General features: G+C 71.8%; 14 protein-coding genes. 6 read left to right on the forward strand and 8 right to left on the reverse strand.

Annotation, left to right across the window (positions count from 1 at the left end; genetic code table 11):
- Positions 1-38: 38 nt before the first annotated feature.
- Positions 39-608 (reverse strand): NADPH-dependent FMN reductase, encoded by a 570-nt coding sequence (locus tag EER34_RS05310; RefSeq protein WP_127473485.1) that lies wholly within the window; start codon positions 606-608, stop codon positions 39-41.
- Between the two features lie 222 nt (positions 609-830).
- Between EER34_RS05310 and EER34_RS05315 the strand changes: the two genes are divergently transcribed.
- Positions 831-1,715 carry an ABC transporter ATP-binding protein gene (locus EER34_RS05315; RefSeq protein ID WP_127473486.1) on the forward strand — a complete coding sequence of 295 codons (885 nt, stop codon included), beginning with the start codon at positions 831-833 and terminating at the stop codon, positions 1,713-1,715.
- A complete protein-coding gene (locus EER34_RS05320) occupies positions 1,712-2,812 on the forward strand; it encodes an ABC transporter permease (RefSeq protein WP_205791382.1) in 1,101 nt (366 codons plus the stop codon). Before EER34_RS05315 ends, EER34_RS05320 begins: the two co-directional genes overlap by 4 nt.
- A gap of 54 nt (positions 2,813-2,866) precedes the next feature.
- Here EER34_RS05320 and EER34_RS05325 read toward each other — a convergent pair whose 3' ends face one another.
- The 4 genes from EER34_RS05325 to EER34_RS05340 all read right to left on the reverse strand — a co-directional run bounded on the left by EER34_RS05325 (position 2,867) and on the right by EER34_RS05340 (position 5,897).
- Positions 2,867-3,247, reverse strand: a complete 381-nt coding sequence (locus EER34_RS05325; protein ID WP_127473487.1) for a VOC family protein — start codon at positions 3,245-3,247, stop codon at positions 2,867-2,869.
- Positions 3,248-3,343: 96 nt separating this feature from the next.
- Entirely contained in the window at positions 3,344-4,555 is a 1,212-nt protein-coding gene (locus EER34_RS05330; protein ID WP_127473488.1) for an acetyl-CoA C-acetyltransferase, read from the reverse strand.
- Between the two features lie 227 nt (positions 4,556-4,782).
- Positions 4,783-5,250: a ribonuclease E activity regulator RraA gene (rraA, locus tag EER34_RS05335; protein ID WP_127473489.1), complete on the reverse strand. Its 468-nt coding sequence runs from the start codon at positions 5,248-5,250 to the stop codon at positions 4,783-4,785.
- Positions 5,251-5,348: 98 nt separating this feature from the next.
- On the reverse strand, positions 5,349-5,897 hold the full coding sequence (locus EER34_RS05340; protein ID WP_127473490.1) for an ArsR/SmtB family transcription factor: 549 nt from the start codon (positions 5,895-5,897) through the stop codon (positions 5,349-5,351).
- Between the two features lie 57 nt (positions 5,898-5,954).
- On the opposite strand from EER34_RS05340, the gene EER34_RS05345 reads away from it, so the two are divergent.
- The gene (locus EER34_RS05345; protein WP_127473491.1) at positions 5,955-7,394 is read left to right on the forward strand and encodes an MFS transporter; all 1,440 of its coding nucleotides are present in this window, start codon (positions 5,955-5,957) and stop codon (positions 7,392-7,394) included.
- A gap of 9 nt (positions 7,395-7,403) precedes the next feature.
- Here the strand turns inward: EER34_RS05345 and EER34_RS05350 are convergent, their stop codons facing one another.
- Positions 7,404-7,871 (reverse strand): hypothetical protein, encoded by a 468-nt coding sequence (locus EER34_RS05350; RefSeq protein WP_127473492.1) that lies wholly within the window; start codon positions 7,869-7,871, stop codon positions 7,404-7,406.
- Between the two features lie 89 nt (positions 7,872-7,960).
- On the opposite strand from EER34_RS05350, the gene EER34_RS05355 reads away from it, so the two are divergent.
- The 3 genes from EER34_RS05355 to EER34_RS05365 are packed head-to-tail and all read left to right on the forward strand — an operon-like array spanning position 7,961 to position 10,984.
- Positions 7,961-9,133: a type III polyketide synthase gene (locus tag EER34_RS05355; protein WP_127473493.1), complete on the forward strand. Its 1,173-nt coding sequence runs from the start codon at positions 7,961-7,963 to the stop codon at positions 9,131-9,133.
- Entirely contained in the window at positions 9,130-9,849 is a 720-nt protein-coding gene (locus EER34_RS05360) for a methyltransferase domain-containing protein (protein ID WP_127473494.1), read from the forward strand. The genes EER34_RS05355 and EER34_RS05360 overlap by 4 nt, the downstream gene beginning before the upstream one ends.
- Complete coding sequence (locus tag EER34_RS05365; protein ID WP_127473495.1) at positions 9,842-10,984, forward strand: FAD-dependent oxidoreductase; 1,143 nt, start codon at positions 9,842-9,844, stop codon at positions 10,982-10,984. Before EER34_RS05360 ends, EER34_RS05365 begins: the two co-directional genes overlap by 8 nt.
- A 44-nt stretch (positions 10,985-11,028) precedes the next feature.
- On the opposite strand, the gene EER34_RS05370 is transcribed toward EER34_RS05365, so the two are convergent.
- Both EER34_RS05370 and EER34_RS05375 read right to left on the reverse strand, forming a co-directional pair.
- Entirely contained in the window at positions 11,029-11,871 is an 843-nt protein-coding gene (locus EER34_RS05370) for a UbiA family prenyltransferase (protein WP_127473496.1), read from the reverse strand.
- A 125-nt stretch (positions 11,872-11,996) separates the two neighbouring features.
- Entirely contained in the window at positions 11,997-14,162 is a 2,166-nt protein-coding gene (locus EER34_RS05375) for an ATP-dependent Clp protease ATP-binding subunit (protein WP_127473497.1), read from the reverse strand.
- Between the last annotated feature and the right edge of the window lie 4 nt (positions 14,163-14,166).

Raw genomic sequence — 14,166 nt, forward strand, 5'->3', positions numbered from 1 at the left:
CCGGCCGGAGTGGCCGGGGCATCCCTTCGTCGCGGGGATCAGGCGGCGACGGGAACCTGCGCGTAGCGGTCGACGAGGGCGCCGAAGGCCTCGAGGTAGCCGACGAGGAACTCGGCCGTCTGGTCGTTCGTGACTTCGCCGGCATCGGTGAAGAGGCCGGGGGTCGACTGCACGTAGCCCTCGGGCTGTCCGAGCGTCGGCGCGTTGTAGTGGCTGAGGATCGCCTTCAGGTGCTGCTGCGCGGCGGCCGTGGCGATGCCGCCGCCCGACGTGCCGATCACGGCGGTGGGCTTGCCGTTGAACGAGCCCTGACCCCAGGGGCGGGCGGCCCAGTCGAGCGCGTTCTTCAGCACACCCGGGATGGAGCGGCTGTACTCGGGGGTGACGATGATGACGCCGTCGACGTCCTCGATGGCCTGCTTGAAGTCGCGGGCGACCTGAGGGTAGTCGGCGTCGAAGTCGGGGGCGTAGAAGGGGAGGTCCGTGATCGGGATCTCGACGAGGGTCGTGCCCTCGGGGGCGAGGCGCTCGAGCGCCTTGGCGAGGCGGCGGTTGATCGAGGTCGAAGAGATGCTGCCGACGATGTAGCCGATGGTCCGATCGGACATGGGTTGTTCCTCCGTGAGATGAAAGGCGCCCCCGGTGGGGACCACCGTGGACGTTCCATTCACGTGAAAGGACACGGCCGATGGATCTATTCCCGTGCATGAAGACTTCCTCATCTTCCACCCCCGGACGGAGCCGGCGTACCCGTCTCAGGGGGGATGCCCCGGGGCTCCCGCATCCCTAGCGTGGAACCACACGGGGGACGTGGACACAGGAGGAGCGGAATGCTGCAGCTGACGGGGATCACCAAGAGCTACGGGGGGCGACGCGTGCTCGACGACGTGTCGTTCCAGGTGCGGCCGGGACGCCTCACCGGGTTCGTCGGCGGCAACGGCGCCGGCAAGACCACGACCATGCGGATCGTGCTCGGAGTGCTCGGCAAGGACGACGGCGTCGTCGCGCTCGACGGCGCCGAGGTCACGGCATCCGATCGCCGCCGATTCGGCTACATGCCGGAGGAGCGCGGGCTCTACCCCAAGATGAAGGTGCTCGAGCACATCGTGTACCTCGCCCGTCTGCACGGTTTCTCGAAGACGGATGCCGCAGCCCGCGCCACCGCTCTCCTCGAGCGCCTCGGGCTCGGCGAGCGGCTGAACGACAACGTCGAGACCCTGTCGCTCGGCAACCAGCAGCGCGCGCAGATCGCCGCCGCGCTCGTGCACGATCCGCGCGTGCTCATCCTCGACGAGCCGTTCTCCGGCCTCGACCCGCTCGCGGTCGACGTCGTCGCGGGCGTTCTGCAGGAGCGGGCCGCCGCCGGCGCCGCCGTGCTGTTCTCTTCGCACCAGCTCGACGTCGTCGAGCGCCTCTGCGACGACCTCGTGATCATCGCGGGCGGAACCATCCGCGCCGCGGGTGCTCGCGACGAACTGCGCGCCCAGCACTCCACGCGCCGGTTCGAGCTCGTCTCGTCCGGCGACGCCGGGTGGCTCCGCTCCGAGCCGGGCGTGGATGTGCTCGACTTCGACGGCGGCTACGCGGTCTTCGACGCCGACAGCGACGAGACGGCGCAGCGGGTGCTCCGCCGGGCCGTCGACCAGGGCGACGTCGCCAGCTTCGCGCCGCAGCATCCCACCCTCGCCCAGATCTTCAAGGAGGTCATCCAGTGAGCATCGCAACCCGCACCGCCGGACCCAGCGCCGCGCAGGGCGTCTGGCTCGTCGCCGAACGCGAGATCGGCTCGAAGCTGCGCAGCAAGGCCTTCGTCATCTCGACGGCGATCCTCGTCCTCGGCGCCCTCGTGCTCGTCATCTGGGGCGGCTTCGCGGCGGCGAACAACGCCGGAACCCCCGTCGCGGTGACCCCGGATGCCGCCTCCTACGTCGCGGAGGCGCAGGGGCTCGACGTGACCGAGGTCGCCGACCGCGCGGAGGCGGAGGCGCTCGTCGAGAGCGGCGACGTCGACGCCGCGATCGTCGCCGACCCGGAGTCGCCGGTCGGTGTCGCCGTGATCGCCGATTCGAGCGCTCCGTCGCAGCTGCTGCTGCAGCTCGCGCAGACGCCGCCGGTCGAGCTGCTGAACCCTGAATCGGGCAACGAGGCGCTCGGCTACATCGCCGCGATCGGCTTCGGCGTCGTGTTCCTGTTCGCCGCGTCGATGTTCGGCGGGACGATCGCGCAGAGCGTCGTCGAGGAGAAGCAGACCCGCGTGGTCGAGCTGCTCATCTCGGCGATCCCGGTTCGGTCGCTGCTCGCCGGCAAGGTGATCGGCAACACGGTCCTCGCGATGGGGCAGATCCTGATCCTCGCGGCCGTCGCGATCGTCGGCCTCACCGTGACCGACCAGACCGCGCTGCTGCAGGGACTCGGCGGACCCATCGCCTGGTTCGCGGTGTTCTTCCTCTTCGGCTTCATCCTCCTCGCGTCGCTGTTCGCGGCGGCGGCGTCGATGGTGTCGCGTCAGGAGGACATCGGATCGACCACGACGCCGCTGACGATGCTCGTCATGGCGCCCTACTTCCTGGTGATCTTCTTCTTCGACAACCCGCTCGTGCTCGGCATCATGTCGTACGTGCCGTTCTCGGCGCCGGTCGGGATGCCGATGCGGCTCTTCCTCGGGACGGCGCAGTGGTGGGAGCCGCTCCTGTCGCTCGCGATCCTCATCGCGACGTGCATCGCGGCGATCCTCGTCGGGGCCCGCATCTACGAGAACTCACTGCTGCGAATGGGCGGGCGCGTGAAGCTCTCGGAGGCGCTGGCGCGCTGAGGACGATTCCGGATGCCCCGTTCCCGCGGTCCTCGCGGGGCGGGGCATCCGTCGTCAGCTGCCCTTGAGAACGGAGAGGACGTTGCCCGACGGGTCGCGGAACCACGCGATCTCGGGCCCCATCCCGCGCGCGACGCCCTTCTCGTCGGTGGGGAAGTCGGCGTCGTCGTAGATCTTGGTCGTGACGCCCCGCGCGTTGAGGTCGTCGACGGCGGCTTCGACGTCGTCGACGTCGAAGTTCAGGATCGTGAAGCCCGCCGGCTCGTGGTCGGGCTTGGGATAGACGATCACCGTCGCCCCCGAGCCGAGAGTGAGCTCGAGGATCCCCATCTCGTTGAGCGACACCGGGATGCCGAGGATGTCGCCGTAGAACGTCTTGGCCTCATCGATGTCGGCGACGGCGAAGCCGCTGAATGCGCGGTCGGGCGTGAACATGGTGCCTCCCTGGGTCGTGGCTCGTTCGTGGCTGCAGCAAGCCTCCGCCCGCGCGGGGCGCGTGTCCAGAGGGGCTGCGGCGGTCAGACGGCGGGGTCAGACGAGCTCGACGACCGTGGCGACGCCCATTCCGCCGCCGATGCACAGCGTCGCCAGGCCGTAGCGCCCACCGGTGCGTTCGAGCTCGTCGATCAGGGTGCCGAGGATCATGGCGCCCGTCGCGCCGAGTGGATGCCCCATCGCGATCGCGCCGCCGTTGACGTTGGTGCGCTCATGCGGGAAGTCGTCGAGGTCGCGCATGAGCCTGAGCGCGACGGACGCGAACGCCTCGTTGATCTCGACGAGGTCGATGTCGTGGATGCCGAGTCCGGCCCGTTCCAGGGCGAGGCGGGATGCGGGTCCGGGACCGGTCAGCATGATCGTGTGCTCGGTGCTGACGACCGCGGCCGAGCGGATGCGGGCACGCGGCGTGAGCCCGTGTCGCTCCCCCGCCCGTTCGCTGCCGACGACGACGAGCGCGGCGCCGTCGACGATTCCGGACGAGTTGCCGGCGTGGTGGACGTGGTCGATCGCGCCGGCCTGCGGGTACTTCCGCAGCGCGACCTCGTCGAACCGGGCGCGGCCGATCTCGGCGAAGGCGGGCGGCAGCGCGGCGAGGGTGTCGACGCTGGTGCCGGGACGGATGATCTCGTCGCGCTCGAGGAGCACGGCACCGTCGGGTCCGGCCACGGGGATGACCGAGCGGTCGAACCGGCCCTCTGCCCACGCTCGAGCGGCGCGCTCGTGGGACACTGCGGCGAACCGGTCCACGTCCTCCCGCGTGTAGCCCTCGAGCGTCGCGATGAGGTCGGCGCTGATGCCCTGCGGCACCGAGTCCGGGGTCACGGCGGCGGCCGAGTCCTTCGAGAAGGCGCTGCCGTCGCTGCCCATGGGGACGCGGCTCATCGACTCGACGCCGCCGGCGAGGAAGAGGTCCTCCCAGCCCGAGCGCACTCGCGCGGCCGCCTGGTTGACGGCCTCGAGTCCTGATCCGCAGAAGCGGTTGAGCTGCACGCCCGGCACCGAGTCGGGAAGCCCCGCCGCGAGCGCCGCCACCTTGGCGATGTCGGACCCCTGGTCGCCGATCGGCGTGACGCATCCGAGCACGACGTCGTCGATCTCGGCGGGGTCGAGGCCGGGGTGCCGCGCGCGGAGCGCATCGACGAGTCCGACCACGAGTTCGTGCGGCGGGACGCTGTGCAGGGCGCCCGTCGACTTGCCGCGTCCGCGGGGCGTGCGCACCGCGTCGTACACGTAGGCCTCGGTCATCGCGTCTCCTTCGATCGCTCCGGTTCCATCGTGCCACCGGCGAGCGGGGGCGGGGGCGGGGGCGGGGCCGGGGTGGCGGGCCGGGCGCGTGAAAGCGGCGGGCGATCTTCGGCGTGTTGCCCGGCGCCGGCACGAAGAGGGTCAAAATCGCCCGCCCGTTTCACGCCGCAGTTCGCCGGCTCACGCGGAGCTGCATCGCCGTTTCGACGAAGGCCCACGCCGGGGGCTCAGCGCTCGACGAGCACGCCGTCGGCGTCGGCCCAGACGTGCTTCCCCGGCGCGAACGCGACGCCGGCGATGGTGACGGCCACGTCGACCTCGCCGACGCCCTCCTTCGCGCTCTTGCGCGGGTTCGACCCGAGCGCCTTGACGCCCAGCGGCAGCCCGGCGATCGCTGCACGGTCGCGGATCGCGCCGTGCACGATGAGCCCCGCCCAGCCGTTCGCGACGGCCGACGCGGCGATGAGGTCGCCGACGAGGGCGGACTCGAGCGAGCCACCGCCGTCGATCACGAGCACGGCGCCGTTGCCCGGTGTGGCGAGCACCGCTTTCACGAGCGCGTTGTCGCGGTGGCAGCGCACGGTGCGGACCGGCCCGTCGAACGCGACGTGCCCGCCGAGGTCGTGGAACTGCAGCGAGAGGGAGGCGAGCGCGTCACCGCGCTCGTCGTACAGGTCGGCCGTGGCGATCGTCATGGCGCCACGCTATGCCGGGTCAGGGCAGATCCGGCTCCGGCCGAGTGAGAAGGATGCCGCATTCTTCACTCCGCGAGAAGCTTCGTCCGGCCGGGGCGTCAGGTGCCGCCGTCGCGGCCGGACGGCGGATTGAGGTCGGGGTGGAAGGCGGTGAAGACCGAGTACGTCTCACCGTCGGCATCCGCCTCCCGCTCTTTGAACTCCACCAGCAGCTCGTGGAGCCGCCGCTCGAACTCGTCCCGGTGCTCGTCGGTCAGCTTGAGGCCGAGCCATGCCGTGTGGAGGTCCTTCGGATCGACGCTCTCGATCTGCTGCAGGAAGACCTCGACCAGCACGCGGCTCCGCTCGGGCAGCGGGGCTCGCCAGGAGGCGCCCGTCGCACGGTACGGCACCTCGCGGGCGCCCTGCGCACCGGCGCGCGCGGGCTCGGCGGCGAGGAACCCGGTCTGCACCAGAGTGCGGACGTGGTGGAGCATCGTGCCCGGGTTGAGGCCGAGAAGTTCGGCGAGCTCCTTGTTCGTCCGCGGCTCGAAGGCGCAGAGCCGGAGCACGCGCAGCCGCAGCGGCGAACTGAGTGCGCGCAGTCGCGCTTCGGCGTCGGGATCGTCCGGCGCGGACTCGACGCCCGCTTCGCGATTCTTCGACACCTCCCCAGGCTAGGGCACCGATTGACATTCCTCAATCAGTGACGGAAACTGATTGACATGTCCCAATCACGTGATCACGAGGAGGCGCTCGACATCGACGACGCCGTCCTGGCGGAGGCGCGGGCCGAGGCATCCGGTCCCTCCTCAGCCGCGAAGGAGGGGGCAGGGGTCGAAGCCGACCGTGCCGACGCCGACGCCGCCCCTGGTCCCCGCGGATCGCTGTGGCGCGACCGCAACTTCCTCACGCTGTGGAGCGGCCAGACGCTCAGCCAGTTCGGCGCGCAGATCACCGAGCTCGCCGTGCCGGTGCTCGCTGTGCTGCTGCTGAACGCGACCGAGTTCCAGGTCGGCGTGCTCAACGCCGCGAACGTCGCCGCGTTCCTGCTCGTCGGGCTGCCGGCCGGCGCCTGGATCGACCGCATGCGCAAGCGTCACGTCATGATCGCGGCCGACGTCGTGCGGGCCATCGCGCTCGCGTGCGTGCCGCTGCTGTGGATGCTCGGGATGCTGCAGATCTGGCATCTCATCGTGATCGCGGCGATCGTCGGCGTTGCGACGGTGTTCTTCGACGTGTCATACCAGAGCATCGTGCCGTCACTGGTGCGGCCGAACCAGATCGCCGAGGCGAACGGCAAGCTGCAGTCCACGTACGAGCTCGCCAACATCGCCGGCCCGGGCATCGGCGGATGGCTCGTCGGCGTCATCACGGCTCCGCTCGCTGTGCTCGCCACGGCCGGAACGTACCTCGTGTCGGCTGTCGCGCTCCTGCTCACCCGCGACCACGAGCCGCCGCGGGCGCACGAGGACCGCGCGCCGATCCTCCGCGAGATCTGGGAGGGGCTCCACTTCGTCTTCACGGAGAAGCTGCTCCGCCGCATCGTGGGCACGACCGCGACGTCGAACTTCTTCAACACGGTCTCGACCACCTTGCTGCCGCTGTTCCTCCTGCGCGAGCTCGGCTTCTCGCCGGCATCGCTCGGCCTCATCTTCTCGCTCGGCGCGGTGGGCGGACTGCTGGGTGCGATGGCGACGCCGCACATCGTCCGCTGGATCGGAGAGGCGCGCGCGATCCCCGTCAGTGCCATGGGCTTCAGCATCGTCGGCCTGGGCGTGCCCGTCGCCGCGCTCGTGCCGGGCGTCGCCTTCCCGCTCCTGGTCGCCCAGTTCTTCGTGATGAGCTTCACGGTGCTGCTCTACAACATCACCCAGGTCACGTTCCGGCAGCGCATCACACCCCCGCGGCTCCTCGGCCGGATGAACGCCTCGGTGCGATTCGTGGTGTGGGGCGTCATGCCGATCGCCGCGCTCCTCGCGGGCGGCCTCGGCACCTGGCTCGGCGTCGTGCCGACAATGTGGATCGGGGCGATCGGACAGCTGCTGTCGGCCGGCTTCGTGGTCTTCGGGCCGTTCTGGACGATGCGCGAGCTCCCCGACGAGCACACGAACGCGGCATCCGCCGAGCCCGCAGCGGCAGGCCCCGGCGACCCCGGCGCCTGACGCGAGGGTTCAGCCCTTCGCCACCGCCGCGCGCCCGAGGGCGATGCCCCGGATCGCGAACGCGAGCGCGACGAGGTACGCGAGTCCGATCAGCGCGGCCGAGACGGCGAACAGGGCGGCCGACGTCTGCGCCGTGATGCCGAACCACGCCATGAGCACCGAGTCGAGCTGACCGCTGTCGTCGGCATCGGGCACCGTGACGCCGGCGAGGAGGAAGCCGAGCCACAGCACCGCGCTCGCGATGTCGTAGTGCATCCGCGTCGCGCGGGCACGTCGCACCTCCGGGTCGAAGAGGGTGAGCAGCGGCGGCACCAGCAGCAGGGCGATGACGACCACCCCGTAGACCAGCCCGAAGAAGCCGAGGTTTCCCACCCCGGCGCCGACGTTCCCGCGCCCGATGAAGAAGAACACCGGCAGGAACACGGCGACCGGCCACTGCGCGTAGTAGACGAAGCGGCCGGTCCCCTCGATGTGCATGCCCCGACCGTATCGTCCGCCGCATGCCCGAACCTGTCACTTCGCACAAGACCGCACCGTGAACGGCGTCGGGGTGCTTAGGTGTGATCATGAGCCCGCGCATCGTCTCGATCGGAACCTCGGTTCCGGCGACCCGCGTCAGCCAGGACCACGCCCGCGACCTGTTCGCGCTGCAGCCCGGGGTCGACCGGCTGACGCAGCGTCTGATCCGCGCCGCGTTCGACGCGGCGGCGATCGAGCATCGGCACACCGTGCTGTCGCAGCTCGCCGAGCCGGGCGCCGCCGTCGGCGACGACGACGGCTTCATCGACGCGGCAGGCACCCTCCTCCGGCCGACGACCGGCACCCGCAACGACGTCTACATCCGTGAAGCGCCGGGCCTGTACGCCGAGGCGGCGCGGGCGGCGCTGCGGGATGCCGCGGTCGAGGCATCCGCCGTCACTCACGTCGTCACCGTCTCGTGCACCGGATTCTTCGCGCCCGGTCCCGACTTCCGCCTCGTGCGCGACATCGGCCTGGATCCGGCCGTCGAGCGCTACCACCTCGGGTTCATCGGATGCGCGGCTGCGCTGCCCGGCCTGCGCCTCGCGACACGCATCGCCGCGGCCGACCCGGAAGCCGTGGTGCTCGTCGTCTGCGTGGAACTGTGCACCCTGCACATCCGGCCGTCGGCCGACCCGCAGCAGATCGTGGCGGGGTCGGTCTTCGCCGACGGCGGCGCCGCCGCGATCGTCACCGCGGATCCCGGCGTCGGACGTGCGGGAGGGCTCGAGATCGACCGGTTCGCCACCGCCCTGACGACCGAGGGCGAGGAGGACATGGTCTGGACGATCGGCGACCACGGCTTCGAGATGATCCTCTCGGCCGAGGTGCCGCGCATCGTCGGCCGAGAGATCCGCGGCGCCGTCGACCGGTTCCTCGCCGGCGAGACGGCCCCCGACGCGTGGGCGGTGCACCCCGGCGGGCGCAGCGTCCTCGACCGCGTCGAGGCCGGTCTCGATCTCGACTCCGCCGCACTCGACGCGTCGCGTGCGGTGCTGCGCGACTACGGCAACATGTCGAGCGCGACGGTGATGTTCATCCTGCGACGGATGCTGCACGACGACGCCGTCGCCGACGGAACGCGCCTCGCCGCCCTCGCGTTCGGCCCCGGCCTGACCGTCGAGTCGGCTCTGCTCACCAAGCGCGCCGTGGCGGCCGCTCCCGCCGTGCGGGACGGAGCGTCGGTGGATGCGGTCGTCGGGGCGGCCGCCGGCGCATGAGCCTCGCGGTCCGCGACGTCGAGCTCGAGGAGCTCATGGACGATCCGGCGTGCGACCCCGCGCGCCTGCGCGCGACCCTCCGCCGCTTCGGCACGATCAACCGGCTCGTCTCGGGCTGGGGCACCGTCTACCGCACCCGGCTGGCGCCGCACCTGCGCGCGCTCGGACGACCCGCCCGCGTCCTCGATCTGGGTTCGGGCGGCGGCGACGTCGTGATGCGCCTCGCCGGGCTCGCCGCCGCGGACGGGCTCGACGTGCACTGGACCGGCATCGACCCCGACGAACGCGCGCACGCCGTCGCCCTGGAGCGCGGAGCGCCGCAGAACGTCGATTTCCGGTGTGCGGATGCCGCGGCCCTCGTCTCCGCGGGCGAGACGTTCGACGCCGTGCTGTCGAACCACGTCCTGCACCACCTCGGCAGTCACGCCGCGACGTTCCTCGCGGAAACGCGAGACCTCTCGCACGGCATCGTGCTGCACGGCGACATCGCCCGCAGCCGCCGCGCCTTCGGGCTCTACGCCGTCGGCATCACCCCCTTCGCGCCGGGAACCTTCCTCCGCACCGACGGCCTCCGCTCGATCCGGCGGAGCTTCACCCCGGCGGAGCTGCGCGGAATGCTCGACTCCGCCGACCCGGGGGCGTGGGCGGTGGAGACGCCGGTTCCGTTCCGCCTGCTGGCCGTGGGTCCGGGTCGCGGAGGTCCGGCGCGTGCCTGACGTCGTCGTCGTCGGCGCGGGCCCGGTGGGCATGCTCCTGGCCGGCGAGCTCGCCCGACGCGGCGTCGACGTCGAGATGTTCGAGCGACGTCCGGCCGCCGGGGGCGGCACACGGGCGATCGGCGTGCATGCTCCGGTGCTCGCCGCGCTCGAGCCCGGCGGTGTGACGGAGCGTCTGCTCTCGGTCGCCGCCCGGGTGCCGCGCGGCGAGGCGCGGTCCGGCGGGCGCACGCTCGGCGTCGTGAGGTTCGATCGGCTGACGACGCGGTTCCCGTTCGTGGCCACGCTTCCCCAGGCCGCGACTGAGGCGGTGCTGGCAGCGGAGGCCCCGGAGCCGACGCGCGGCGCGACCGTGATGTCGGTCGCTCCCCGCCGCGACGGCGTGCGCGTGAGGGTCGGCGTGGGCGGCCGGCCGACCGAGCTGACGAGTCCGATCGTCGTGGTGGCCTCCGGGGCAGGCGGCCGCGACCTCGTCTTCCGGCCCCGTGCGGTGCGCGTGCGCGAGTATCGCGACCGATATCTCATGGCCGATGCCCCGCTCGCCCCCCGCGATGACCACGACGTCGCCGTCGTCGACCTCGACTCCCGCGGCGTGCTCGAATCCTTTCCCCTTCCGAACGGGTGGCGGCGGTTCGTGGCCTGGGACCGCCCGGGCGCCGATGCCGATCCCGGCGCGCGCCTCGCCCGGCTGCGCGACGCCCTCGACGCGCGCGGCGAGGGCGAGGCATCCGCTGCCATCGTCGAGGCGACGGCGTTCGGGGTGCGCCGCGTCATTGCGCCCCGGCTGCGGAACGGGCGCGCGATCGTGATCGGGGATGCCGCGCACGAGGTCAGCCCGATCGGCGGCCAGGGCATGAACCTCGGCCTGCTCGACGCCGCGACGCTCGCGCCGCTCCTCGCGGAGTGGGTGCGCACCGGCATCGCGCCGGACGCGGAGCTGAGCCGGTGGGAGCGCGACCGGGTCGCCTCCGCCCGCACCGCCGCGCGGATGGCGGCGGCGAACACGGCGCTCGGCCGGGCGCTCCCCCGCGCCGCCGACGCCGCGCGCCGCGCACTCGTGCGCACCATGCTCGCACCGCCGACCGGCCAGGTGTTCGCCCGCGCGTACTCGATGGGGTTCGACCGGCACGCGTGAGCCGTGGGGCGGGCCGGGTCCGGGGACGACGGCCGAGCCCGGCGTCAGCCGGCGAGCGCCGCGCCGCTCGCCACGAGCTGGGCCGCGAGCAGCAGCGCGGCGAGCATGACGAGCCGGAACAGGATGCGACCCGGGGGGCGCGCGATCGCCTGCACGATGGTCCAGATCGCGACGAGCACCACTGCGCCGAAGAACAGCCACGACACGATCGACACCGACGCGAGCTCGCCGCCCGACGTGCCGAGCAGCACCGCGACGGCCCCGGTCAGCACAGCCCCTGCCGCGATCACGGCGGAGGCCCGCGCGCCGAGCCGGTGCGGCAGGCCGCGGACGCCGGTGCGCGCATCGTCGTCGAGATCGGGCAGCACGTTCGTCAGATGCACCGCCACGCCCAGCGCCGCGCCCGCGATCCATGCCCAGCCCGCCGCGAACGCCGGGTCGGAGGCGGACAGGGTCGCCAGCGAGGGGAAGAGCCCGAAGCTCACGATGAAGGGCACGACCGACGATGCGGTGGACTTCAGGCCCGCGTTGTAGGCCCACGCCGAGCCGAGCGTGACCGCGTGGGCTGCCAGCATCCGCCATCCGAGGGGTGTCGACAGCACCAGCGCGAGCGCGAGGCAGACGGATGCCGCCGCCCACGCCGCGCGCACGCTGACGTCGCCGCGCGCGAGGGGCTTGTCGCTCCTCCCGACGGCGCGGTCGCGGGCGGCGTCGAGTGCATCGTTCGAGATGCCGACCGAGAGCTGACCGAAGAAGACCGCGGCGGTGAGAAGGGCGAGCCGCCACGGCTCGAGGCCGATCGACAGCCCGAGCGCGAATGCGAGTGCCGTGACGACCAGCGACGGCCCGGGATGCGACGATCCCCACAGACCCCGGACGGTGCGCACGCTCAGATGCTCTCACGCCCGGCCCCGCGCGAGCGGGCACGGTCCACCCCCGCAGGGCGCGTTGCGCGAGGCGAAGCCGCGCCGGCTCGGGCGAAGGGCGCCCGCTCGGCGAGAAGACGCAGGGGTCAGGCCTCCGGGGGCGCCGACGGGCCGTCGCTCACCAGCGTGAGTCCAGAGCCGTCGGCCGCGACATCCACCCGCACCACGTCGCCGTCGTGCACGCCGCCTCCGAGGATCGCCATCGCGAGGCGGTCCTGGATCTCGGACTGGATGAGCCGGCGCAGCGGCCGCGCACCGAACACCGGGTCGTACCCGCGCTCGGCGAGCCAGCCGCGGGCGTCCGGCGTGACCGCCAGGGTGAGCCGGCGGTCCTTGAGCCGGCGCTGCAGCGCGAACACCGCGAGCTCGACGATCTGCGCGAGGTCGTCCTCGGTCAGCGCCTGGAAGATCACGATGTCGTCGAGACGGTTCACGAATTCCGGCTTGAAGGCCTGGCGGACGAGGCCCTGCACCTGCTCGCGCTTCTGGTCGACCGACAGAGTCGGGTCGATGAGGATCGGCGAGCCGAGGTTCGAGGTGAGGATCAGGATCACGTTCTTGAAGTCGACGGTCCGGCCCTGCCCGTCGGTCAGGCGACCGTCGTCCATGACCTGCAGCAGCACGTCGAACACCTCGGGGTGCGCCTTCTCGACCTCGTCGAGCAGCACGACGCTGTAGGGGCGCCGGCGGACCGCCTCGGTGAGCTGCCCGCCCTGCTCGTAGCCGATGTAGCCGGGAGGGGCGCCGACGAGGCGCGAGACCGAGTGCTTCTCGCCGTACTCCGACATGTCGATGCGCACCATGGCGTGCTCGTCGTCGAAGAGGAACTCGGCGAGCGCCTTGGCGAGCTCGGTCTTGCCGACGCCGGTCGGACCGAGGAACAGGAACGAGCCGGTCGGCCGGTCGGGGTCGCTGATGCCCGCGCGCGAGCGTCGCACGGCATCGGAGACGGCCTTCACGGCCTCCTTCTGCCCGATGAGACGCCGGCCCAGCTCGGCCTCGAGGTGCAGCAGCTTCTCGGTCTCGCCCTGCATCAGGCGCCCCACCGGGATGCCCGTCCACGCCGCGATGACGGCGGCGATGTCCTCATCGGTGACCTGGTCGTTGACCATGCGGTCACCCGCCGGCTCGTCGCGCTCGGCGTCGATGAGCTGGCGTTCGAGCGCGGGGATCTCGGCGTACAGCAGCCGCGAGGCCTTCTCGAGGTTGCCCTCGCGCTGCGCTCGCTCGGCCTCCATGCGCGCGGCGTCGAGCTTGGTCTTCAGGTCGCCGACGCGGTTGAGCGACGCGCGCTCGCGCTCCCACCGCGCCTGAAGGTCGTCGAGGCTCGCCTGCTCCTTGCCCAGCTGCTCGCGCAGCGCGGCCAGTCGTTCCTTCGAGGCGTCGTCCTTCTCCTTCTTGAGCGCGAGCTCCTCGAGCTTGAGGCGGTCGACGTGGCGGCGCAGCTCGTCGATCTCGAGCGGGGCGGAGTCGATCTCCATGCGCAGGCGCGACGCGGCCTCGTCGATCAGGTCGATGGCCTTGTCGGGCAGCTGCCGGCTCGGGATGTAGCGATGACTGAGGGATGCCGCGGCCACGAGCGCGGCGTCGGCGATGGCGACCTTGTGGTGGGCCTCGTAGCGCTCCTTGAGCCCGCGCAGGATCGCGACGGTGTCCTCGACCGAGGGCTCGCCGACGTAGACCTGCTGGAAGCGGCGCTCGAGCGCGGCATCCTTCTCGATGAACTCGCGGTACTCGTTCAGCGTCGTCGCGCCGATGAGGCGGAGCTCGCCGCGCGCCAGCATGGGCTTGAGCATGTTGGATGCCGCGACCGACCCCTCGCCGCCTCCGGCGCCCATGAGCACGTGCAGCTCGTCGATGAACGTGATGACGCGTCCGTCGGACTCGGTGATCTCCTTGAGGACGCTCTTGAGGCGCTCCTCGAACTGCCCGCGGTACATGGCACCTGCGACGAGGGCCGAGATGTCGAGGGTGACGAGCTCCTTGTCCTTCAGCGACTCGGCGACATCGCCCGCGACGATGCGCTGGGCGAGACCCTCGACGACGGCCGTCTTGCCGACGCCGGGCTCGCCGATGAGGACGGGGTTGTTCTTGGTGCGGCGGGTGAGCACCTGGCTGACCCGGCGGATCTCGCTGTCTCGCCCGATGACGGGATCGAGCTTGCCCTGGCGGGCGCGGTCGGTGAGGTTGATCCCGAACTGCTCGAGGGCGCTCTGCGCGTCCTCCTGCCCGGGCTGCTGCGTGGCGTTCATTGGT

Origin of the sequence: Microbacterium sulfonylureivorans, assembly GCF_003999995.1 — a bacterium.
In the GTDB taxonomy this organism is placed as follows: domain Bacteria; phylum Actinomycetota; class Actinomycetes; order Actinomycetales; family Microbacteriaceae; genus Microbacterium; species Microbacterium sulfonylureivorans.